The following is a 20,174-nucleotide window of genomic DNA, read 5'->3' as shown; positions in this document are numbered from 1 at the left end:
TCGAAACAGCGACGGTTCCGGGATGATCCGCTATGCCCGAAACCGCGTATAGGCACAATGACGTGCCGTGCGCTGGAGAAGCCAAGGAGAGCGAAAACAGTGAACAAGAGATCAACCGACAGGCGTCACAATGAGCGCGCCGCCAGCGCGGGGCGAAGGTTCCGGCCATGACACAAACCATCCGGAAGCCGGGCCAAACAACCACTCAGGAGCCTGAATCACCCGCTTCTGCTCCCGCCGCCCCGACCAGGACCAGGCACACCCGGCTTCACGCCCAGATCATCAGCTACCTTGCCCGCCATGGTGCCAGCAGGCTCTCGGACATCCTCACGGAAGTGGAGGTCTGCAGGGCCACCCTCTTCGTACATCTGGCAATCCTTGAGGATGCGGAAATCATCCAATGTGACCGTCCGAAGGGCGCCCGACGCCGATCAACCCCCTTCTATTCGCTCCGCCGGCAAGCATCGACCCAAGCTCTTCGGAAAGACGGCCAGGCGAACCTCACCGCACGGATCAAGGAAGCCACCGACGGGAAGATCGCGGTGACCGTTGACGAAATCCCGGGCATGCTCGTCCACTCCCGCACGTTCGATGACATTCCGGGGGCCGTCGCGACTGCTGCCCGAGCGAGGCGCGAAGAAGAAGGCGGCTTCACCGTACAGGTCGTCATCTAGCCTTCGCGCTTTCGCGCGCACGATTTGTGCCCGGGACCGGGGCGGGGGGCCCGCCGGTCGGGGAACAACCTCAAGGTACGTGGCGTCACCGGGCCTTGCCAGGGGTGTCCGCCGGGCAAGCTACTAAGTACACTTACTAGTGTCCTTGCATTCGTTGGCGAACATCGATGAACCAGGAGGCGGACGACATGGCAGGGTATTTCGAACTGGTTGACGCACCCGACGGCGGTTTCAGGGTCGCATTGGTGGCCGGCGACGGAGAACTGCTGGCGATGTCCATTACGTTCCCCAGCAAACAGGCCGCGGTCAAGGGGATCTGGCGAACCAGAGAGCTTGCAGGTACAGGGCTGATTCGCGATCGCAGCCACGGGCATGGCGACGTGGCCGCAATCCGGCACTCACACGGGCTTCACCTGATTCCGGACCATGGCCGGGCCGCGCATGGTGTGTGGAGGGAGGCGAGATAATGCCCGGAAAGAAGAACCCGAGCCTGAAGGATCCCGAACTCTACGAGGAACTGCGCGACGAAGGTGCTTCGAAGGAAAAGGCTGCCCGCATCTCCAACGCCGCAGCCAAGGAAGGTCGCAAGAAAGTCGGGAGCCGGGGCGGCAACGCGAAGGACTATGACGAGCGCACCGTCCCGGAGCTCAAGGCCCGCGCCAAGGAACTGGGCCTGAAGGGCTATTCCTCCAAGACCAAATCCGAACTGATCGACGCCCTTCGCAACCACTAACGCGGGGCGACAACCAGCGCAAGGAAACCACAGAAGCAACTGAACCGGCCCGCGAAAGCCGCGGGCCGCCGTCGGACGCTAACCGACCGTACGGCAAACCCAAAGGAAGCGAGAACATTATGGGATTCTTCGGATTCCTCCTGCTCGGCCTGATCGCCGGTGCCATCGCCAAGCTGCTCATTCCCGGAAAGCAAGGCGGCGGTTGGTTCATCACCTTGGTTCTTGGCGTGGTCGGCGCCTTGCTGGGCGGCTGGATTGGCGGACTCATCTTCGGCGGCGGCCTGCAGGAATTCTTCTCTTGGCGGACCTGGCTGCTGGCGATCGGCGGCTCCGTGATCGTGCTGTTGATCTACGGACTGATCGCCGGGCGGCGAAGCCATGTCTGAAGAAGCACGGCCTGAAGACCGGCGGGAACTGCCACCGGAAGATGAGGAACGGGGCCGCTACACAGAAGGCGACTACGGCGAGGGCGGTGCTGTCGCCGCCGAAGAAGGGGAATCCGGGCGCGGCGAGAACGACTACACCGCAGGTGAGTACCCGGAGGACGGCGGACCAGCGGGCGATGATCCCGATCTCGCGGTCCGGCCGCCTGACGAGTAGGACGCCGCCTGACGGGTAGCGGTGCTCGCTAAGACGAGGAGCCGGTGCGGCTATGCCGTGCCGGTTCCTTGCAGCCCGGGATCGTAGGCGCTGAACTCTTCGCGCAGCCTGACTGTCTCCGGTCCCATCACCTCGATGTCCTCCCAGAGGACAAGGAACGATCCCCGGTGCCACCACTCCAGAATCTGGGCCAGGGGCCAGGGCCGGTTGACGTTGTTGCGCTCGTAGCCCATGAACGACCCTGCTGAATGCGGGCTAACGATCAGGCCCTGCAGGCGGGCCCCGGCCAGCAACTGCCCGGGCGGCGGCTGGTCCAGGACGAACCGCGCATCCGCCACGCGCCCCAGGTAGGTCCCTGCGGGGGCGTACACACGTGAGCCAAGGACATCAGTCAGGATCATGCTTTCCTCCGGGTATCCGCTTGATGATCTTGTCCCGGATCCAGCGCTCCACCCAGCTTGCGTCGAGGCCTTCGCTGCGCACGCCCAGCCTGATAGTGACATCCACAGCGGACACGTCCCGCCACGGCAGTCGGATCAGCCGGCTCGACGGCGGCCGTCCGCCGAAGATCCGCGTGCCGAGTACCGGCCCGGTCAGGAGAGCTGAAATCACCGGCGCCGGGGCGTCCGGGGCAATGGGGGCGTCCGCCTCGACTCCGTCCAACTCGAGGTCGTCGACGGTCGTGACGGGGAGGCCCTCGACGTCGATCACTTGCCGGTCCAGCAGGTGGAGCTGGGCGTCAAGGACGCGGCCTGCCGTGTGCGGTGCGGGCTCGAGGCGGGCAGGGGTGTTCTGCGGTCTTTTCATGCTCCGGCTCCGGTGATGATCATGAGGGGGATCGCTCCGAGGGATGCTGCGAGGATGATCAGCAGGTAGATGTTGGCTGCCACGTTGATGCCGCGGCTGTTGACGTTCGGGCCCATGTATTGCGGGTCATTGGCGACGATCAGGATCGGCAGGTAGGTCAGGGGGAGGGCGACTGCGGAGAAGACCACCGAGTATTCGGTGATCAGGATCGGATCCGCTCCGGTAGCCAGCACCCCTAGCGCCACCAGCAGGCAAACAATCATCGACAGATGGAAGCGGGCGGCGCGCACCGGGCTGCGGAACTTTCCCCACGACCAGCCAAAGAACTGGGCGAGTGTGTAGCCGCTGGACAGGGTGGTTTCCAGCGCGGCGCCAAAGGTCGCCGCGAGGATGCCCACGAGAGCGAACGCCAAAGCGAGTTTTCCGCCTGCCTCGGCCACCGGGAGAACGATCTGCGACAGCGACGTCACCTCGATGCCCGCCGGCAGCAGGACGACGGCGGCGCAGCCGGCAATCGCGACCGAGAGCAAACCGCCGAGGGGGAAGCCAGCCAGCACATTGATCCGTGACTGGACGAGGTCCTTGGCCTTCCACCCCTCCTCAACGGCCCCGGAGGAGAAGAAGAACACCTCGTACGGCGTCATCGCCGCGCCGAACAAGCCGACCGCATAGAACCAGTACACGGCGGCGTTTTCCGTCTGCGGGACCGCGGGGGCCAGCGCCTGGCCGGCCAGCTGTCCCCAGTCCGGATGCAGCAGGAACAGGGCGACTCCGAAGACCACCAGGCAAAGTCCGAGCAATCCGGCGACATTTTCCATGATCTTGAAGCGGACCCGCCAGATCACCAGCCATACCGCGAAGGCTGCCAGCGGAATCCAAAGCAGATGGTGGATGCTCGTGACCAGCTGCAGGGCCAGGGCGACACCGCCGATTTCGGCCGTCACGGTCATGAGGTTGATGAAGAAAGAGGCACCGAGATTGGCGAGGCCGGCCCGCGGCCCCAGCCGTTCGCGGATTACCTCGAAGGTTGCCCTCCCGGAGACGGCGGCGACCCGGCCGGACATATCCGCGAACAGGCAAATGCCCACCACTCCGACGCCCACGACCCAGATCAGTGACAAGCCGAAGCGGGATCCGACGACGGCGTTCGTCACCAGGTCGCCGATGTCGACGAATCCGCCGATCGCGGTCAGGATACCGAGGGCGACGCCCAGGAGCCGTTTCACCGTCCGGTCCCCAGACGTTGACGGAGGGCGTCGAGTTCCTTCGCCGAAGCTGCCAACGCGCTCCGCGCACCTTGCAAGGCGGGCGTGTTCCCGTCGCCGCCGGGGGAGTCCTTTGCCTCCAGCGCCTGCCGGGCCAGGCCCAAGGCACCCTCGGCGCGCTCAAGTGCGCGGCGTACCTCGCCGTGCAGCGTACGCTCATCGGGGGTGGCCGGCACGTTGTCCTGAAGCTTCTTCCGGGCGTCCTCCAGCTCGCCTGCCATGTCTTCCAGGCTCGTCCCGACAGCCGCTTTTCCGGCTCGCTCGCGCGCGAGTAGGTCGAGCGAGAGGGCACTGGTGCCGACGGCCGATGAGCCCTGGTTGACGGCGCCGGCCGCCGCTTGGTCCAGGGGTGCCGAACAGCCGCTGACACTTTGACTCAAGGCGAAGAGCAGGACGGCGGCGGACGCAAACCGTCCGCCTGGCCGTCCTGGCGTCGAGCCGGGTATAGCCGGCTCGGGTTGGGTAGGGGAATTCACGTTCGTTCCTCAGCTTCCCGGGAACGGATCATGCGGGTCAGGGCGAGGGTTGCGGAAGTTCGCACCCCACCCGGGGATTCACGCCGAGGTAGTTCAGGGGGCCGGCCGCTATGACCACTGCAATGGTCGCCGCTTGTGAGCAGCGTTCCGGTGGTTCCCTGAAGTAACCCCGTTGGGCTGCCGCGACGATCCCCGAGACCAGCCACAGAATGACCAGGATCCCGAGGATGCCGCGGAACGTCCGCATGCGTGCCTCGCTACGGCACCCGGCTGCCCCTGGACCGGCCAAGGATCCAGCCGAGCACGGTAAGGACCAGCAGGATCAGGCCGACCCACAGAAGGAAACTGAGGGCCTGATTGATCCCTCCAACGAGCAACAAAACGATCGCGATGATGCCCGCGATCACCAACAGTGTGTTCATGACTGGTGCTTCCTTTCGGATGGGGAAGGGGATGCTGCGTTCCCGATAAGGCGGGGTGCTGTTTTCAGTCCTGCGTGAATCTCAGTCCTGCGTGAATCTCAGTCCTGCTTGAACGCGTCCGTTGCGTCCTTCGCGGCGTCCTTGACCTTTTCCCCGGCCTGTTTCACGTTCGCCTTCATCTGGTCGGCCTTGCCTTCAGCTTCGAGCTGTTCGTTGTCCGTAGCCTCACCGGTCTTTTCCTTGACCTTGCCGGCTGCCTCTTCGGCGGCATTCCTGATCTTGTCGTCCAGTCCCATGGGGGTTCTCCAATGGTCTCTTTCAGCGATTGGTGCTTTTTGCACCCAAGACAGATTATAAGCATGCTTACTAAATGAGCGGAAGCCTGCTGTTTCCTTCAGGGCGTTCCGGGCCGGTCTCTTCGGGAGGTTCCCGGCGGGGCCGGGGCTCGGGCATGCGGAGACTGCGCCAAGCCATTGCCGCGAGCAGGAAGGCGGCCCCGGCGACGGCGGCGGGCAGCCAGGTCCGCCTGTGTTTTCGGATCATGCGTGATAGGCGTGAATGCATATTTTCTCCGAACCGCGCGATAGCTTCAGGGTACGCCCGCCTGCCGGACGGTGAAACGCCCGACGGCCGAACGCGGTTCCGGGCGGAACCGCAGTTCAGTCATGGGTCGCCGGTGCCGGGAGCTGCTTCCCGCCGTCGGCTGCTTGACTTTCGAAGCGCCGCCGGCGCCGGACGGGAGCGGGAAGCGCCAGGATGAAGAGACTGCCCGTGATGAGCGCGGCCCCGGTCCAGGCCAGTGCCGGAAGCTGCTCGCCAACCACCAGTACCGCCAGGACGGCGGCCACCACGATCTCGGACAACGTGAGGGTGGTGGCGGTGCCGGCGCCGACCCGGGCAAGTCCCCAGCCGAACAGGACATAGCCGGTGAACATGGGTACTGCGGCCATGTAGGCGCCCACCGCCAGGTTCTGCCAGGACGCCAGCAGCGGAGCTCCGCTGACGACGAGTACGGGCATCAGCAGCAGGCCTCCCGCGCCGAAGACCGCACCCATGGCCGCCGTCGATGGGATCCCCCGTTCGATCAGGCGATGGGCCGCCCAAGAGTAGACGGCGTAGCTGAGCCCCGCGATCAGCCCGAGGCCAATACCTAGGCTTGTGGCCCAGCCGGGCGTCTCCCGGCCGGAGCCGGAGTGGACCGGTCCCGTGAGGCACAGCAGTAAGGCGCCGCCCAGGCCGAGTGCCGCGCCGAGGGCCCAGCGGGTAGTGAACGGGCTCCTGTCCATGACCCGTTCGATGAGGGCGGATGCGAGGGGAGCCGAACCCAGTGAAACCACGGTTCCGATTGCCACACCGGCCAACCGCATCGACGAATAGAAGGCCAGCGGGTAGACCGCGACTGCAAAGGCGCCGATGGCGACAACTGGCCAGCGCCGGCCGAGGGCGGAGCGGAAGGCGGCAATGGCCCGGGAAGCGACCGCCGCTTGGAGCAAGCCGCCGATGCCCATTGCGGCTGCTCCGATTGCAAAGGAACCGACCTCGGGGGCAAAGCTGGCCGCTGTCCCGGTGGTGCCCCACAGTGCGGACGCGAGCAGGATCGCCAGGGCGCCCCATCCCCGTCCCGCCAAAGCCGGGGCACTCACAAGGAGCCGATCATGTCCGCGGCGAGCTTGCGCGCCTCCTGGATGCAGCGGTCACTGCCTTCGAGCCCCGCCCGGGCCATCGCCCCTTCCAGCAGGAAGGCCAAGTGCCGGGCCATCGGGGTGATGCGTCCGGCGTCGTCGAGGAGCTCAGGGAGGTGCTCCGAAAGCAAGGCCTCCACCTCTTCTTTGTGTCGGCGGACGGCTACCCGCCCGGGATCGCCCGCCGGCAGTTCGGCGGCGGCGTTGAGAAGCCCGCAGCCGCGGAAGCCGTGCTCGTAGGCCATGTCTGCGTGATCCGCGTAGGCATCGAAGACCGCCAGGATCCGTTCCTTGGCGTTGGCTGCGCCGTCGAGTCTGGCCCGGTAGAGCTCCAACCATTCGGCGTGCCGGGCTTCCAGGTAGGCGCCCACCAATTCGGATTTGGATGCGAAGTTGTTGTACAGGCTCTTCTTGGCCACGCCGGCTTCGGCCGTGATCGTGTCGATGCCTGTGCCGGCCAGGCCATCAGCATAGAAGAGCCGGGCGGCCGCCTGCAGCAGGGCGTCACGCGCCCGCTTGCGGGGCTGAGTGCTTGTTGGAGGATCCTGCTTCGCGCCTGGCATGCGTTCGCCTTTCAGGTGGTAGGTAGACCAGTCTACCTACCACCGTTGGCCGGCGTCTATTCAGGGCCCTGCCGGCGGAGTTCGGATTCCAGCAATGTGATGCTGGGCAGCGTGGAGGCGAACTCTTCCGGGAGGGAGGCCACGATTTCGGCCTCCCATTCCGCGACCCCGATTGGTTTGCTGAATCCCCGCAGGGCGTATTCGGCCACCACGTTGTTCTTGGTCCTGCAGAGCAGCAAGCCAATAGTCGGCTGGTCGTCGGGATGGCCGAGCAGATCATCGACGGCGGACATGTACAGGTTGATTTGTCCCAGGTATTCGGGCTTGAACGCGCTGGCCTTGAGTTCAACGACCACGAAGCAGCGCAGCCTGAAGTTGTAGAAGAGCAGGTCGGCGTAGAACTCGTCGCCGTCGACCGTGAGCCGTACCTGGCGGCCGACGAAGGCGAAGCCGCGGCCGAGCTCGAGCAGGAACTTCTCAACGTGCACAACCAACTGGTGTTCAAGGTCCCGCTCATCGCGTTTTCCGGTCATCGCCACAAAGTCGAAGACATAAGGGTCCTTGAAGGCCTGCACGGCAAGATCCGAACCGGGCGGGGGCAAGGTGTCCTTGAAGTTGGTGACGGCCTTGCCTGAGCGAGCGTGGGCCTTGCTGTCGATCTGCAATGCCAGGACGCTGCGGGACCAGCCCTCGGCCAAAGCCCGTTCCGCGTACCAGAGACGGTTCTCCTCCTGGTCCAGTTTGTCGAGCAGGACGACGTTGTGCCCCCACGGCAATGTTGCAACAGGCTGTTGCAACATCGGAAAGTCGGGCCACGCCTGGGCGAAGGACTTCATGTAGCGCAGGTTGCGGGGCGAGAAGCCCTTGGCTTCGGGGAATGCCGAGCGCACATCGGCCGAGAGCCGGGTGACGACCTTGCTGCCCCATCCCTCTGCGGATTCCCGGGCGGACAGTTCCTTGCCGATGCTCCAGTAGGCCAGCAGCATTTCCCGGTTGGCGGCGGAAATGGCCCGTGACCGGCCGGCACGGATCTGGCGGGAAACCGAAGCGAGGAGCTCCGGGTACCAGTCGGGCATGCCTGACACGGCAGGGGTGGCTTCGAAGTGCGCTGTTTCGGACATACGTGCGATTCCTTCCGGGAAACGGGTTCATCCGGAAACTAGCGCGCACCCACGACATTCATTGCCCCCGCAAGCGGGCTTCAGGTTTCCGCACGCCCGATCCCATTCCCTCGGCGCCCGGAGGCTCCTACGCTGATGTACGGAGGTGGTTGCCGTGGAGGCTTCGCAGGGAGACCGGATCATCATCCGGGGCAGGACCGTAGGATCGACCGACCGTCACGGGGAAATTCTCGAAGTGAAAGGCGAGAACGGGGCTCCGCCCTATTTCGTGCGCTTCGACGACGGGCATGAAACGATTCTCTATCCCGGCGGCGATTTCGCCGTCGAGCGCAAGACCAGCTAGTCGGCGAGGACGGCAGGTTCCCGCCCGTATCCTGCGGTGACCATGATCGGCAGGTGGTCCGACCTGCCCTGCGGTAAGGTCTCGACCTTGCTGATGTCCAGTCCAACGGACGTGGCGAAGTCGAAGTGGCCGCGGAAGACCTTGTACCTCAGGTAGGTCTTGCGGTCGCTCAGGGACACCGAATAGCCGGAGTTCTTGACGTGCGCGTGCAGTTTCTCCGTGAAGAACGGGTAGTTGAAGTCGCCGACCATAAGGGTCATGAGGTCCTCGCCCATGGCCATCAGCTCCGAGTGGGCGGCGTGGATCTGCTTGCGGCGCAGCGAGTTCGATGCCGTCAGGGGAGCGGCGTGGAAGGATCCGATCACCAGTTCGTGCCCGGTGCTGTGGTCGGTCATCCTGCTGCCCAGGAGCCTTTCATGCGCGGGCGCCAGGACCCGGTCGTGAATGGATTTCTGCAGCGCGAAGGATCTGCTCTCCACCGGGCTGAAGCGTTCGGCACGGTAGTAGATGGCCAGGCCCAGGCGGTTTCCCTTGGTGGAATCAGCCAGGCGCAATGGACCCAGGGCCACAGGAAGGTCGGTGGCATCGCACTCCTGCAGGCATAGCGCGTCGAGATCGAACTCGCGGGCAAGCTGGTTCAGCTCGTTGCTTGCCCTGTGCTTGCGGAGGTTGTAGCTGATTACGCGGATCAGAAGAGAACCTCCTTGGACTTGCGGCGGCGAATTGTCCCTGCGCCAAAGTTAGCAGCTTTCCGCGGGTTAACCCGGGAATCCGAAGCAGGGGAAGAATTCTTCCACGCCGGGCCGGGCCACCTCCACGCAACGTGACTTCACCTGCTCCAATAGGGCGTTAGGGTCCGTGCCGGATACCGAATACGGTCCCACCTCAACGCTCACCGTCGCCACAGCGGCCCTGCGAAGGTTGTTGTCGGTTGCGCTCACGTTGCCGATGCCGGGGAACTGCTCATGGCTGTTAACCGTGCTGTGCTCGAGGGGCCCGACGCCGGTCCAGGTGGCCTCGACGCGGATCGTCACCGGGTTGCCGGCCCCGTCAGTGCCGGGCACCTCTGTGGCGATGGACGCCGATTCCAGTCGGGGGTCGATGCTCAGCGGTGCCAGGTTCTGTCCGTCCGCCTGGAATAGCACGGAACCGCCCGGAGCCGCGGCTGCAGCAAGGACGGCGCATGCGTCCGTGACCCGCACGAAGACTCCGGTGAGGCCCTGCTTGTTGACTGGTCCGGGCTGGCTTGCAAAAGCTGAGACACTGGAGGAGAGAAAGATTTCCACCCGCTCACAGCCGTTTGTCTGGTCCACGTTCGCTGAACCGTGGCTGGAATAGATGGTGTGGTAGATGTTGGGCTGGGCCCCGGCCGGGGGAGCAGTCAGAGGAAGCAAAGCGAAGGCTGCCAGGATGGCAGCAAGGCGTTTCATGGTGACTCCTTTGTCCTGACACCTCAGGTTAGGTCCGGTCAATGGAGCGGTCAACGGGGATCCGGGCTACGAATTGGCGCGCTTGATTGGCTGGGAGGCCGGACGATGGATGACATTCTGAAACTGCCTTTCGGTGCGGCGCTTGCCATCCTGTTCGGCATCGTGATGATTCGGGTCAACGTCACCTACTGGCTGGGCAGGGGAGCAGCGGCCGGCGTTGAACGGAGCCGCTTCGCCGCCCGTTTCCACACGGGCAAGGCAGCCAAAGCCCAGGCGCTGATCCAGCGCTGGGGACCGTTCGCCGTCATACTGTCGTTCCTCACGGTAGGTGTCCAGACAGCCATCAACTTCGCCGCGGGCGCCGCCGTGATGCCCTTGCGTCGCTACCTTCCCGCCGCCGTCGTCGGCTCCGCGGCCTGGGCCCTGCTCTACGCGACGATCGGGTTCGCGGCGATAGACGCCTGGCTGGCCCTCGCGGCCGCTTCGCCCCTGACCGGAATGTTCCTGCTGGCCCTCGCCGCGGCTGTGGCGGTGTTCCTTCTTGTGCGGCGGCGGCGCGGTGCCGCACGGGCGGCCGATGGCCCCGCCGCAGGGGATACAGTGGTCTGAGTTCGAGCAACGACGAGGGTCCGGCGACCGGGCGCTGAAAGGGCATGCGTGAGCACTGAGCTTCCTGAACTCGCGGAAGGCAACTTCTACTACAAGAGCCTTGGCGGCGGCCGCTACCGTTCAACGATCCACGTCCAGGGGGCCTGGAACCCCCAGGAACAGCACATGGCGCCCGCCTCGGGAATCCTCGCCGAGGCCCTGCTCCGCCACGAGCCCCGCGACGACATGCGCATCGCCCGGATCAGCTACGAGATCCTGGGCCTGATTCCCGGCGGGGAATTCACGATCGCGAGCACCACCCTGCGCGCAGGCCGCACCATCGAGCTGATCCAGGCCGAGCTCACCGCCGGGGGTCGGACCGCGATCCGGGCCACCGCCTGGCGGATGGCCACCAGCGACACCAGCGCCGTGGCGGCCATCGAAGATGAAACCATGCCCCCGCCGGACGAATGCAAGCCCTGGGACGGTGCCAGCGTGTGGCCGGGCGGGTACATCCGCTCCCTGGAGATGCGCATCGCGGAAGGCCACCGTGCAGGCTCCGGCAAGGTCTGGATCCACACGGACCTGCCGCTGACGGACGCCGGGGACAGCCGTGACGTCGCGCGCCTCATCGGCCTCGTGGACACGGCCAACGGGATTGCCGCGCGGGTTTCGCCCGGCAAGAACAGCTACCTGTTTCCCAACCTGGACCTGCAGATCCACATGTACCGGGAACCCGCCGGTGGCTGGCTCGGGCTGGACAACAAGGTTTCCTTCGGCGCTGACGGGATCGGCCTGACGTCCACAGTGCTGCATGACCTCGACGGCCCCTTCGGCAGGGCCGAACAGATCCTCACCCTGAGGCGCAGCTGATGACCGCGCCAGTTACCGGCCGCGCCGGAACCCTGACCGTGATGCGGCAGGGTGAATCCCTGGGGGCAGCCGAAGACCTCGATTTCGGGATTGAGCTTCTGAACCGTGCCCGCCGCGGGGAGCTGGAGCCGACCCTCAGGCTGTACCGCCCGGAGCCGACCGTCGCCTTCGGGCAGCGTGACGCCAAACTGCCGGGCTTCGATGCCGCCGCACAGGCCTGCCGTGCGCTCGGCTTCGAGCCCCTGGTGCGTAAGGCAGGCGGCCGGGCTGCGGCGTACCATCGGGGAACCCTCGTGGTGGACCATGTGGAACCCCACCATGACGCGATCGCCGGGGCCAAGGCGCGCTTCGGGTACTTCGGGGAGATGCTGGCAAGTGCGCTGCGCAGCGTGGGGGTCCATGCCGCCGTCGGCGAAATCCCGGGGGAGTACTGCCCCGGCGAGTTCAGCGTGCACGGCGTGGACCCCGAGTTTCCTGCCCACCGGGTCAAGCTGATCGGCACAGCGCAGCGCGTGGTCTCCGGCGCATGGCTGTTCAGCTCGGTGGTGGTGGTGCAGGACTCCACGTCGATCCGGGAAGTGCTGACGGCGAGCTACGAGGCGCTCGGCCTCGACTGGGATCCGGCCACGGCGGGCGCCGCGGACGATCTCCTGCCCGGGGTGGATGTGGCCGCCGTCGAGGAAGCCGTCATCAAGGCGTACGCGGAGCACGCGGAACTGCACGACGGCGACTTCCGGACGCTGCTGGGCTGAGGCGCCCGCCAGCGTTGTCGGGCAGATTCACCAGGACTAGGCTTGGTGACGCCAAGGGAGGTGGTGCTTCGTGAAACGGAAAGCACCCGAAGTCCAGGACTCCGACGCGCGGCTCGCAGTCGGCAAGCCCGAACGCTCAGCGGCAGGGCTGCCAAGCCTCGCCGAGACGATTCCGCGCGCCTTTGGCGAAATGGGGGCTGGCCGGGCCTGGAAGTCACTTCGGGCCGTCAACCAGAAAGACGGCTACGACTGCATGGGCTGCGCCTGGCCGGACCCTGCCCGGCGCAAGGCAGCCGAATTCTGCGAGAACGGCGCCAAGGCAATCGGCTGGGAAGCGGGGATGCTCACCGTCCCCTCGGCCTTCTGGGAGGCGAACGACGTCGGGTCCCTCGCCTCGCGCACGGAGTACTGGCTCGGACAACAGGGCCGGCTGACAGAGCCCGTCTACAAGCCGGAGGGATCGGACAACTACCGTCCGATCGCGTGGGATGAGGCATTCCGGATCATCGCCCGGGAGCTCAACGCGCTGGATTCGCCCGACGAAGCGGCCTTCTACACAAGCGGCCGCACCAGCAACGAGGCCGCCTTCGTCTATCAGCTCTTTGCCCGCGCATTCGGCACCAACAACCTGCCTGACTGCTCCAACATGTGCCACGAATCGTCCGGCCTGGCGATGACGGAGACCATCGGGATCGGCAAATCCGCGGTCAGCTACGCCGACTTCGCAAAATCCGAGCTGATCATCGTGATGGGACAGAACCCTGGAACCTGCCACCCCCGGATGCTCACCGCATTGGAGGAAGCCAAGCAGGCCGGTGCTTCAATCGTCGCCGTCAATCCCCTTCCGGAGGCCGGACTGATCAACTTCAGGAATCCGCAGAGCGTACGCGGGCTGGTGGGCCGCGGGACGGACCTCGCCGATCAGTTCCTGCAGATCCGCCTGGCCGGCGACATGGCCCTGCTGCAGGCGCTGTCCAAGCGGGTCCTCGACGCCGAAAAGGCCGCACCCGGAACTGTCCTGGATCATGATTTCATCGGGAAGCACTGCCAAGGCCTGGAAGGATTCCGGGCGCACGTGGAAAACCTCGATGAGCGGGAGGTGCTGGCCGCAACCGGCCTCAGCGCCGGCGAGATCGATGAACTCGCGCAGAGGTATCTGGACGCCCGGCGCGTCATCGTCACGTGGGCCATGGGGCTGACCCAGCACCGCAAGGCCGTGGCCACGATTAAGGAGATCATCAACCTGCTGTTGCTCCGTGGAAACATCGGCAAGGCAGGGGCGGGGCCATCGCCCATCCGGGGGCACAGTAACGTCCAGGGCGACCGGACAATGGGCATCTGGGAGAAGATGCCGCCGTGGTTCCTTGACGCGCTGCAACGGGAGTTCGCTTTCGATCCGCCCCGGACGGACGGCCTCGATGCCGTGGACAGCATCAGGGGAATGCGGGACGGCAGGATCAAGGTGCTCATAGCGCTGGGCGGGAACCTGGTGCACGCCATCTCCGACACCGAATCCGCGGAGTCCGCGATGCGCAGGACACGGCTCTCCGTGCAGATCTCGACCAAACTCAACCGTTCACATGCAGTGACCGGCGCGCAGGCGCTCATCCTTCCAACGCTCGGCCGCACCGAGATCGACATGCAGGCTTCCGGGGCTCAATTCGTCACGGTGGAGGACACGGTCTGCGCAGTGCACCGTTCGGAAGGGAATCTGGAGCCGGTCCCCGCCGACGCCAAGTCCGAAGTAGCGATCATCTGCGCGCTGGCGCGGGCCGTGCTTGGCGGCAAGGTTTCCGTGGACTGGGAGGGCTTCACCGCAAACTACGACCGCATCCGCGAACACATTTCGCATGTGGTACCGGGATTCGAAGGCTTCAACGCCAGGGCCCGGACCCGCGATGGCTTTGTCCTGCCGCACGGGCCGAGGGATTTCCGGACGTTTCCCACTGCGATCGGCAAAGCCATGTTCACCGTGAACGAGCTCGAGACGATCCACCTGCCGGCCGGGCACCTGCTCTTGCAGACCGTACGCTCCCATGACCAGTTCAACACCACGACGTACAGCATGAACGATAGGTACCGGGGCGTGAAGAAAGGGCGGATGGTGCTCTTCGTCCACCCGCAGGACCTCGCGGATCTTGGTTTGGCCGACGGCGGTTACGTTGACGTCCACAGCGAAGCGGCCGACGGCGTCGACAGGGTCCTACGCCAACTGCGCCTGATTGCGTACCCCAGCGCGCGCGGATGTGCCACCGCTTACTACCCCGAGGCGAATGTCCTGGTGCCGCTGGACTCGACCGCCGAGGGAAGCAACACGCCGGCGTCGAAATCCGTGATCATCCGGCTGGAAGCGGCTGCCGCCCCGGCCAGTGCCGGACGGCGGGACCCGCCTAGGGCGGCCCGACGCTAGGCCGCGAGGCGCTCGACGATCTCCGCGGCGGAGGGGTTGGTGGCAGCGGATCCGTCCGGGAACAGGACCGTGGGAACGGTGCGGTTGCCGCCGTTGATCTTCTCCACGAGTTCGGCAGTGCCGTCGACCTCTTCGATGTTGATCTCGGTGTAGCCGATGCCCTGCACGTCCAGCTGCTTCTTCAGCCGCTTGCAGTAGCCGCACCAAGTGGTCGAGAACATGGTGATGGTGCCGGAATCGGGGGTGAAGTCCACTGAGTGCTCCTGTCGCCGTTTGTTATGAATTACTCGGATCAACGGTACCCCGGGACAGGCTATTCCTCCGCGCAACGGCGGGCGCCGGACGTCACATGACGACCGGTGCAGCAGGCGTGGCGATTCAGAGGCTTTCCGTGACAGGAACGCCGGATTGGAACTCCCGTCCGTCCGCCTCGCTGAAGGCAGTAATCACGTGGCCTTCGCCCAGGCCGTTGATGGCCGAACGCGGGAAGTTGGCGGTGATGGTGCTTCCGGAATGCTGGATTTGTTTGAGGTCATAGTTTTCCTCGGTGCCCTGGTCATGGTTGAAAGCGAAAAAGGCGATCGCTTCTCCGTCCATGAACTCGATGCCGAGCCTGCGTTGCGAGGAATAGTCCGGGCTGGCTGCCACGAGGCCCACCACGTAGGCGCCCGAAGCGGGAATACTGCCATCGATCTCAAAGCGGGCCACCAAGGTGGCCTCCGTTGCCGTGATGCTTGCCTGCTTCAGGAGTGCGTCGTGGGTACTCATGGCTCAATCCTGCTCCGCGGCTTCCCTGCCGTCCACCCCTAAAAGGGTCCTGGACCTGCTTTCGGCCAGGCCGTCCGACCCAGCGGCAGGGGCCCGCGCGGCAGCTTTGGAGCCCTCCGGCCGAACCGATACGATGGACGGTGGCTGGCTGTGGTCCCCGTACGCCACAAGCTATGAAGCCTCAACAATGAATAGGAGACCCCCGTGTCAGATGCCCAGCAGATCACCCTCATCGTCGATGGCGAAGAGACCAAGGTGACGGAGGGGACTACCGGGGCGGAACTCTTCTTCGAACGGCGCGACGTCGTCGTCGCCCGGGTGAACGGTGAACTCAAGGACCTCGACCAGGTGCTGCCCGAAGGCGCCGACATCGAAGGCGTCACCATCGATTCCCCGGACGGACTCAACGTCCTCCGGCACTCCACCGCCCATGTCATGGCGCAGGCCGTGCAGCAGTTGCGCCCCGATGCGAAGCTCGGCATCGGCCCGTACATCACCGACGGCTTCTACTTCGACTTCGACGTTGCCGAAGCCTTCACCCCGGAGGACCTGCGCACCCTCGAAAACATGATGCAGAAGATCATCAACCAGAACCAGAAGTTCGTGCGCCGGGTGGTCAACGAGGACGAGGCCCGTGAAGCGATGGCCAACGAGCCCTACAAGCTTGAACTTCTCGGCAAGAAGAACGACGCCTCCGACGCCGGCGAGGGCGTCAACGTCGAGGTCGGCGCCGGGGACATCACCATCTACGACAACGTTGACCGCAAGAGCGGCGACACCGTGTGGTGCGATCTCTGCCGCGGCCCGCACCTGCCCAACACCAAGCTGATTTCCAACGCCTTCGCATTGACCCGTTCCTCGGCCGCCTACTGGCTGGGCAACCAGAACAACCAGCAGTTGCAGCGCATCTACGGCACCGCCTGGCCCACCAAGGACGCCCTCAAGGCCTACCAGGAGCGCATCGCCGAGGCCGAGCGCCGCGACCACCGCAAGCTCGGCGCCGAACTGGACCTGTTTTCCTTCCCGGACGAGCTGGGCTCCGGCCTGCCCGTGTTCCACCCCAAGGGCGGCATCATCCGCAAGGCCATGGAGGACTACTCCCGCCAGCGCCACGTGGACGCCGGCTACGAGTTCGTCTACACCCCACACATCACCAAGGGCCACCTCTACGAGGTCTCCGGACACCTTGACTGGTACCGCGACGGCATGTTCCCGGCGATGCACATCGACGCCGAGCTGAACGAGGACGGCACCGTCCGCAAGCCCGGCCAGGACTACTACCTGAAGCCGATGAACTGCCCCATGCACAACCTCATCTTCCGCTCGCGCGGACGTTCCTACCGGGAACTGCCGCTGCGGCTTTTCGAGTTCGGTTCCGTCTACCGCTACGAGAAGTCCGGCGTGGTGCACGGACTGACCCGCGTCCGCGGCATGACACAGGACGACGCCCACATCTACTGCACCAAAGAGCAGATGAAGGACGAGCTCACCTCCACCCTGAACTTCGTCCTGGGCCTCCTGAAGGACTACGGGCTGGACGACTTCTACCTGGAACTGTCCACCAAGAACGAAGACAAGTTCGTCGGTGACGACGCCGTCTGGGAAGAGGCAACCCGCACCCTTGCCGAGGTCGCCGAGGCCTCCGGGCTGGAACTGGTTCCGGATCCGGGCGGAGCGGCGTTCTACGGTCCGAAGATCTCCGTGCAGGCGAAGGACGCGCTGGGCCGGACCTGGCAGATGTCCACCATCCAGCTGGACTTCAACCTCCCCGAGCGTTTCGAACTCGAGTACCAGGCCGCCGACGGCACCCGCCAGCGTCCGGTCATGATCCACCGCGCGCTCTTCGGTTCGGTGGAGCGCTTCATGGGCGTGCTCACCGAGCACTACGCCGGGGCCTTCCCGGCGTGGCTCGCGCCGGTCCAGGTGGTCGGCATCCCGGTCGCCGAGGCGTTCAACGACTACATGTTCGACGTCGTGGACCAGCTCAAGGCCGCAGGCATCCGTGCCGAGGTGGACATTTCCTCGGACCGCTTCCCGAAGAAGATCCGCACCGCCAGCAAGGACAAGATCCCCTTTGTCTTGATCGCCGGCGGCGAGGACGCCGAAGCCGGCGCGGTGTCGTTCCGCTTCCGTGACGGCAGCCAGGACAACGGCGTGCCGGTTGCCGAAGCCGTCCGCCGGATCGTCGACGCCGTCAAGAACCGCGAGAGCTGACAGGCAACCGGCGTCCACGTCAGGAGAACAGTGCAGGAGGACACAGGCGTGAGCCCTGAATACCCCGGCGATGCCGAAGTTACTGACGACTTCGGCCTGGCAGGCGTTCCCGACGCCTTCCAGCGCCTGTGGACTCCGCACCGCATGGCCTACATCAAGGGCGGCCAGCAGCAGTTCAAGGACCAGGACGACTGCCCCTTCTGCGTTGCGCCTGCCCGCAGCGACGAGGAATCGCTCATCGTCTACCGCGGCAGGACCTGCTTCGTGGTGCTCAACCTCTTCCCGTACAACCCCGGCCACCTGCTGGTCTGCCCCTACCGCCATGTGCCTGACTACACGGACATCACGGTCGAGGAAACATCGGAGATGGCCGAACTGACGCAGACCGCGATGCGGGTGCTGCGGAAAGTGGCCAACCCCAGCGGCTTCAATCTGGGCATGAACCAGGGCGTCACGGGCGGCGCGGGAATCGCGGCCCACCTGCATCAGCACGTGGTTCCGCGCTGGGGCGGGGATGGCAACTTCTTCCCGATCATCGCCCAGACCAAGGCCATCACCCAGACCCTCGACGAAGTGAGGCAGCAGGTGGCCGACGCCTGGCCGGGGGAGACGGATGCTCAATAGGCACGCCCGCGGTTTCTTCACCGCATTCTTCGCGCCCATAGCCCGCTTCCTCCTCAGCCGTGGTGTCTCCCCGGACGTCGTGACAATCGTCGGCACCGCGGGCGTCGTGTCGGGCGCCCTGGTGCTCTACCCCCTGGGTGAGCTTTGGTGGGGGTCCCTGCTGGCCGCGGTCTTCGCGCTGTCCGACGTCGTGGACGGAATCATGGCGCGCCAACAGGGCCGCAGCGGTTCCTGGGGGAACTTCCTCGACTCCACGCTGGACCGCATCGCCGACGGCGCGATCTTCGCCGGCGTCTCCATCTGGTTCTTCACCGGCGGCGCCGACCGGCCGATCGCTCTGGCCTCCCTTGCCTGCCTTGTGCTGGGCATGGTGGTCTCCTACGCCAGGGCGAAGGCAGAGTCCCTTGGTTTCCACGCCAACGTCGGCATCGCCGAACGCGCCGAACGGCTGATTTCGGTGCTTCTGGTCACCGGCCTCACCGGACTTGGACTGCCCCCTGTGGTCCTGTTCGTGACCCTCGTGGCCCTTGCCATCGCCACCGCCGTCACCGTCGTACAGCGCATGGCTGCCGTACGCCGCCAGTCTTTGGCCGCGGTCGACGGCGGCGCCTCCGCCTGAGCGGATCCGCGCCCCCGGAACAGGGGGCAGCAGGCACCTTTTCCTGCGCCGGGTCACGAAGTGCAAGCCCCCCGCCGCAGGGGACTAGTATTGAAGTACTTGGTCAATACGGCCTGGAAATCCGGCGCGCTTCGAGTGGCTCCCGTCCGCATGCGCCCGGGCAGAAGGTCTTCTATCTACCCATAGGGGTTTTTGTGTCTACACCTGATGTAAGCAACGAAGCCGGCTCGTCCGCAGCGTCCGTGACGGGCAGCAGCCGCGTGAAGCGGGGCATGGCTGAGATGCTCAAGGGCGGCGTCATCATGGACGTTGTCAACGTCGAACAGGCCCGCATCGCCGAAGATGCCGGTGCTGTTGCCGTGATGGCCCTTGAACGTGTTCCCGCTGACATCCGCGCCCAGGGCGGCGTGTCCCGCATGTCCGATCCCGACATGATCGATCAGATCATCGAGGCCGTGTCCATCCCGGTGATGGCCAAGGCCCGCATCGGCCACTTCGTCGAGGCCCAGGTCCTGCAGTCCCTGGGTGTCGACTACATCGACGAGTCCGAGGTCCTGACCCCGGCCGATTACATCAACCACATCGACAAGTGGAACTTCACTGTTCCCTTCGTCTGCGGTGCCACCAACCTCGGTGAGGCCCTGCGCCGCATCAACGAAGGTGCTGCGATGATCCGTTCCAAGGGCGAGGCCGGCACCGGCGACGTCTCCAACGCCACTGGCCACATGCGCCAGATCCGTGCGGAAATCGCCAAGCTCTCGGCCCTGCCCGAAGACGAACTGTACGTTGCCGCCAAGGAACTGCAGGCCCCGTACGAACTGGTCAAGGAAGTCGCCGCCACCGGCAAGCTCCCCGTGGTGCTCTTCACCGCCGGCGGCATCGCCACCCCGGCAGACGCCGCCATGATGATGCAGCTCGGCGCTGACGGCGTGTTCGTCGGCTCGGGCATCTTCAAGTCCGGCAACCCGGCCCAGCGCGCCGCCGCCGTCGTAAAGGCCACCACCTTCTACGACGACCCGGACGTCATCGCCAAGGTCTCCCGCGGCCTGGGCGAAGCCATGGTGGGCATCAACGTCGACGAGATCCCCCAGCCGCACCGCTTGGCTGAGCGCGGCTGGTAGTCCTCCGGCTTCCAGCAACAACCACGACGGCGGCGGGTCACCTGTGTTGGTGACCCGCCGCCGTCGTTGTTTCCGGATCGATTGCTCCG

At 65.4% G+C, this 20,174-nt stretch carries 27 protein-coding genes; 14 read left to right on the top strand and 13 right to left on the bottom strand.

Annotation, left to right across the window (positions count from 1 at the left end):
* Window positions 1–167: 167 nt before the first annotated feature.
* The 5 genes from ACZ9CK_RS09660 (at window position 168) to ACZ9CK_RS09640 (ending at window position 2,007) form a co-directional block, all read left to right on the top strand.
* Window positions 168–674: a hypothetical protein gene (locus ACZ9CK_RS09660; RefSeq protein WP_476049841.1), complete on the top strand. Its 507-nt coding sequence runs from the start codon at window positions 168–170 to the stop codon at window positions 672–674.
* 188 nt (window positions 675–862) lie between these two features.
* Complete coding sequence (locus ACZ9CK_RS09655; RefSeq protein ID WP_476050886.1) at window positions 863–1,141, top strand: YegP family protein; 279 nt, start codon at window positions 863–865, stop codon at window positions 1,139–1,141.
* Window positions 1,141–1,407 (top strand): DUF7218 family protein, encoded by a 267-nt coding sequence (locus ACZ9CK_RS09650; protein ID WP_426297918.1) that lies wholly within the window; start codon window positions 1,141–1,143, stop codon window positions 1,405–1,407. Before ACZ9CK_RS09655 ends, ACZ9CK_RS09650 begins: the two co-directional genes overlap by 1 nt.
* A 119-nt stretch (window positions 1,408–1,526) precedes the next feature.
* Window positions 1,527–1,793, top strand: coding sequence for a GlsB/YeaQ/YmgE family stress response membrane protein (locus ACZ9CK_RS09645; RefSeq protein WP_426297916.1), 267 nt, complete (start codon window positions 1,527–1,529; stop codon window positions 1,791–1,793).
* Window positions 1,786–2,007: a hypothetical protein gene (locus tag ACZ9CK_RS09640; RefSeq protein ID WP_426297914.1), complete on the top strand. Its 222-nt coding sequence runs from the start codon at window positions 1,786–1,788 to the stop codon at window positions 2,005–2,007. Before ACZ9CK_RS09645 ends, ACZ9CK_RS09640 begins: the two co-directional genes overlap by 8 nt.
* Before the next feature lie 50 nt (window positions 2,008–2,057).
* Here the strand turns inward: ACZ9CK_RS09640 and ACZ9CK_RS09635 are convergent, their stop codons facing one another.
* The 9 genes from ACZ9CK_RS09635 to ACZ9CK_RS09595 form a co-directional block, all read right to left on the bottom strand.
* Window positions 2,058–2,408, bottom strand: coding sequence for a PRC-barrel domain-containing protein (locus ACZ9CK_RS09635; RefSeq protein WP_426297912.1), 351 nt, complete (start codon window positions 2,406–2,408; stop codon window positions 2,058–2,060).
* A complete protein-coding gene (locus ACZ9CK_RS09630) occupies window positions 2,395–2,814 on the bottom strand; it encodes a hypothetical protein (RefSeq protein ID WP_426297910.1) in 420 nt (139 codons plus the stop codon). Before ACZ9CK_RS09630 ends, ACZ9CK_RS09635 begins: the two co-directional genes overlap by 14 nt.
* Window positions 2,811–4,040: an NRAMP family divalent metal transporter gene (locus ACZ9CK_RS09625; RefSeq protein WP_426297908.1), complete on the bottom strand. Its 1,230-nt coding sequence runs from the start codon at window positions 4,038–4,040 to the stop codon at window positions 2,811–2,813. Before ACZ9CK_RS09625 ends, ACZ9CK_RS09630 begins: the two co-directional genes overlap by 4 nt.
* Entirely contained in the window at window positions 4,037–4,555 is a 519-nt protein-coding gene (locus ACZ9CK_RS09620) for a hypothetical protein (protein ID WP_476049840.1), read from the bottom strand. Before ACZ9CK_RS09620 ends, ACZ9CK_RS09625 begins: the two co-directional genes overlap by 4 nt.
* Window positions 4,556–4,812: 257 nt before the next feature.
* Complete coding sequence (locus ACZ9CK_RS09615; protein ID WP_426297902.1) at window positions 4,813–4,977, bottom strand: hypothetical protein; 165 nt, start codon at window positions 4,975–4,977, stop codon at window positions 4,813–4,815.
* Between the two features lie 98 nt (window positions 4,978–5,075).
* The gene (locus tag ACZ9CK_RS09610) at window positions 5,076–5,273 is read right to left on the bottom strand and encodes a CsbD family protein (RefSeq protein ID WP_426297900.1); all 198 of its coding nucleotides are present in this window, start codon (window positions 5,271–5,273) and stop codon (window positions 5,076–5,078) included.
* A 363-nt stretch (window positions 5,274–5,636) separates the two neighbouring features.
* Window positions 5,637–6,620: a DMT family transporter gene (locus tag ACZ9CK_RS09605; protein WP_426297898.1), complete on the bottom strand. Its 984-nt coding sequence runs from the start codon at window positions 6,618–6,620 to the stop codon at window positions 5,637–5,639.
* On the bottom strand, window positions 6,617–7,222 hold the full coding sequence (locus ACZ9CK_RS09600) for a TetR/AcrR family transcriptional regulator (RefSeq protein ID WP_476049839.1): 606 nt from the start codon (window positions 7,220–7,222) through the stop codon (window positions 6,617–6,619). The genes ACZ9CK_RS09605 and ACZ9CK_RS09600 overlap by 4 nt, the downstream gene beginning before the upstream one ends.
* A gap of 56 nt (window positions 7,223–7,278) precedes the next feature.
* Window positions 7,279–8,343: a PDDEXK nuclease domain-containing protein gene (locus tag ACZ9CK_RS09595; RefSeq protein ID WP_476049838.1), complete on the bottom strand. Its 1,065-nt coding sequence runs from the start codon at window positions 8,341–8,343 to the stop codon at window positions 7,279–7,281.
* A gap of 154 nt (window positions 8,344–8,497) precedes the next feature.
* On the opposite strand from ACZ9CK_RS09595, the gene ACZ9CK_RS09590 reads away from it, so the two are divergent.
* Window positions 8,498–8,686, top strand: a complete 189-nt coding sequence (locus ACZ9CK_RS09590) for a DUF1918 domain-containing protein (RefSeq protein ID WP_426297892.1) — start codon at window positions 8,498–8,500, stop codon at window positions 8,684–8,686.
* Here the strand turns inward: ACZ9CK_RS09590 and ACZ9CK_RS09585 are convergent.
* Entirely contained in the window at window positions 8,683–9,375 is a 693-nt protein-coding gene (locus tag ACZ9CK_RS09585) for an endonuclease/exonuclease/phosphatase family protein (protein ID WP_476050885.1), read from the bottom strand. The genes ACZ9CK_RS09590 and ACZ9CK_RS09585 overlap by 4 nt on opposite strands.
* 69 nt (window positions 9,376–9,444) lie before the next feature.
* Window positions 9,445–10,116, bottom strand: coding sequence for a hypothetical protein (locus tag ACZ9CK_RS09580; protein WP_426297890.1), 672 nt, complete (start codon window positions 10,114–10,116; stop codon window positions 9,445–9,447).
* A gap of 105 nt (window positions 10,117–10,221) precedes the next feature.
* On the opposite strand from ACZ9CK_RS09580, the gene ACZ9CK_RS09575 reads away from it, so the two are divergent.
* The 4 genes from ACZ9CK_RS09575 to ACZ9CK_RS09560 all read left to right on the top strand — a co-directional run bounded on the left by ACZ9CK_RS09575 (window position 10,222) and on the right by ACZ9CK_RS09560 (window position 14,739).
* The gene (locus tag ACZ9CK_RS09575; RefSeq protein WP_476049837.1) at window positions 10,222–10,725 is read left to right on the top strand and encodes a DedA family protein; all 504 of its coding nucleotides are present in this window, start codon (window positions 10,222–10,224) and stop codon (window positions 10,723–10,725) included.
* A 48-nt stretch (window positions 10,726–10,773) separates the two neighbouring features.
* Window positions 10,774–11,577: a thioesterase family protein gene (locus tag ACZ9CK_RS09570; RefSeq protein WP_476049836.1), complete on the top strand. Its 804-nt coding sequence runs from the start codon at window positions 10,774–10,776 to the stop codon at window positions 11,575–11,577.
* The gene (locus tag ACZ9CK_RS09565) at window positions 11,577–12,329 is read left to right on the top strand and encodes a lipoate--protein ligase family protein (protein WP_426297884.1); all 753 of its coding nucleotides are present in this window, start codon (window positions 11,577–11,579) and stop codon (window positions 12,327–12,329) included. Before ACZ9CK_RS09570 ends, ACZ9CK_RS09565 begins: the two co-directional genes overlap by 1 nt.
* A 70-nt stretch (window positions 12,330–12,399) precedes the next feature.
* Entirely contained in the window at window positions 12,400–14,739 is a 2,340-nt protein-coding gene (locus ACZ9CK_RS09560; RefSeq protein ID WP_476049835.1) for an FdhF/YdeP family oxidoreductase, read from the top strand.
* On the opposite strand, the gene ACZ9CK_RS09555 is transcribed toward ACZ9CK_RS09560, so the two are convergent.
* Window positions 14,736–14,993: a mycoredoxin gene (locus ACZ9CK_RS09555; protein ID WP_426297880.1), complete on the bottom strand. Its 258-nt coding sequence runs from the start codon at window positions 14,991–14,993 to the stop codon at window positions 14,736–14,738. The genes ACZ9CK_RS09560 and ACZ9CK_RS09555 overlap by 4 nt on opposite strands.
* 124 nt (window positions 14,994–15,117) lie before the next feature.
* Complete coding sequence (locus ACZ9CK_RS09550; protein ID WP_426297878.1) at window positions 15,118–15,507, bottom strand: hypothetical protein; 390 nt, start codon at window positions 15,505–15,507, stop codon at window positions 15,118–15,120.
* A 204-nt stretch (window positions 15,508–15,711) separates the two neighbouring features.
* Here ACZ9CK_RS09550 and thrS point away from each other — a divergent pair, with 204 nt between their 5' ends.
* The 4 genes from thrS to pdxS all read left to right on the top strand — a co-directional run bounded on the left by thrS (window position 15,712) and on the right by pdxS (window position 20,085).
* Complete coding sequence (thrS, locus tag ACZ9CK_RS09545) at window positions 15,712–17,721, top strand: threonine--tRNA ligase (RefSeq protein ID WP_476049834.1); 2,010 nt, start codon at window positions 15,712–15,714, stop codon at window positions 17,719–17,721.
* A 30-nt stretch (window positions 17,722–17,751) separates the two neighbouring features.
* On the top strand, window positions 17,752–18,345 hold the full coding sequence (locus ACZ9CK_RS09540) for an HIT family protein (protein ID WP_476049833.1): 594 nt from the start codon (window positions 17,752–17,754) through the stop codon (window positions 18,343–18,345).
* On the top strand, window positions 18,335–18,964 hold the full coding sequence (gene pgsA, locus ACZ9CK_RS09535) for a phosphatidylinositol phosphate synthase (protein WP_476049832.1): 630 nt from the start codon (window positions 18,335–18,337) through the stop codon (window positions 18,962–18,964). The genes ACZ9CK_RS09540 and pgsA overlap by 11 nt, the downstream gene beginning before the upstream one ends.
* Window positions 18,965–19,158: 194 nt before the next feature.
* Entirely contained in the window at window positions 19,159–20,085 is a 927-nt protein-coding gene (pdxS, locus tag ACZ9CK_RS09530) for a pyridoxal 5'-phosphate synthase lyase subunit PdxS (RefSeq protein WP_074590850.1), read from the top strand.
* Window positions 20,086–20,174 lie beyond the last annotated feature (89 nt).

The organism is Arthrobacter sp. TE26545 (assembly GCF_056279005.1).
This window is presented reverse-complemented; position numbering and strand designations above follow the sequence as displayed.

Excerpts from the sequence above, each read along its gene's own strand:
- ACZ9CK_RS09660 (WP_476049841.1), top strand. The coding sequence starts at position 168 with ATGACACAAACCATCCGGAAGCCGGGCCAAACAACCACTCAGGAGCCT.
- ACZ9CK_RS09655 (WP_476050886.1), top strand. The coding sequence starts at position 863 with ATGGCAGGGTATTTCGAACTGGTTGACGCACCCGACGGCGGTTTCAGG.
- ACZ9CK_RS09650 (WP_426297918.1), top strand. The coding sequence starts at position 1,141 with ATGCCCGGAAAGAAGAACCCGAGCCTGAAGGATCCCGAACTCTACGAG.
- ACZ9CK_RS09645 (WP_426297916.1), top strand. The coding sequence starts at position 1,527 with ATGGGATTCTTCGGATTCCTCCTGCTCGGCCTGATCGCCGGTGCCATC.
- ACZ9CK_RS09640 (WP_426297914.1), top strand. The coding sequence starts at position 1,786 with ATGTCTGAAGAAGCACGGCCTGAAGACCGGCGGGAACTGCCACCGGAA.
- ACZ9CK_RS09635 (WP_426297912.1), bottom strand. The coding sequence starts at position 2,408 with ATGATCCTGACTGATGTCCTTGGCTCACGTGTGTACGCCCCCGCAGGG.
- ACZ9CK_RS09630 (WP_426297910.1), bottom strand. The coding sequence starts at position 2,814 with ATGAAAAGACCGCAGAACACCCCTGCCCGCCTCGAGCCCGCACCGCAC.
- ACZ9CK_RS09615 (WP_426297902.1), bottom strand. The coding sequence starts at position 4,977 with ATGAACACACTGTTGGTGATCGCGGGCATCATCGCGATCGTTTTGTTG.
- ACZ9CK_RS09610 (WP_426297900.1), bottom strand. The coding sequence starts at position 5,273 with ATGGGACTGGACGACAAGATCAGGAATGCCGCCGAAGAGGCAGCCGGC.
- ACZ9CK_RS09600 (WP_476049839.1), bottom strand. The coding sequence starts at position 7,222 with ATGCCAGGCGCGAAGCAGGATCCTCCAACAAGCACTCAGCCCCGCAAG.
- ACZ9CK_RS09595 (WP_476049838.1), bottom strand. The coding sequence starts at position 8,343 with ATGTCCGAAACAGCGCACTTCGAAGCCACCCCTGCCGTGTCAGGCATG.
- ACZ9CK_RS09580 (WP_426297890.1), bottom strand. The coding sequence starts at position 10,116 with ATGAAACGCCTTGCTGCCATCCTGGCAGCCTTCGCTTTGCTTCCTCTG.
- ACZ9CK_RS09575 (WP_476049837.1), top strand. The coding sequence starts at position 10,222 with ATGGATGACATTCTGAAACTGCCTTTCGGTGCGGCGCTTGCCATCCTG.
- ACZ9CK_RS09565 (WP_426297884.1), top strand. The coding sequence starts at position 11,577 with ATGACCGCGCCAGTTACCGGCCGCGCCGGAACCCTGACCGTGATGCGG.
- ACZ9CK_RS09550 (WP_426297878.1), bottom strand. The coding sequence starts at position 15,507 with ATGAGTACCCACGACGCACTCCTGAAGCAGGCAAGCATCACGGCAACG.
- pgsA (WP_476049832.1), top strand. The coding sequence starts at position 18,335 with ATGCTCAATAGGCACGCCCGCGGTTTCTTCACCGCATTCTTCGCGCCC.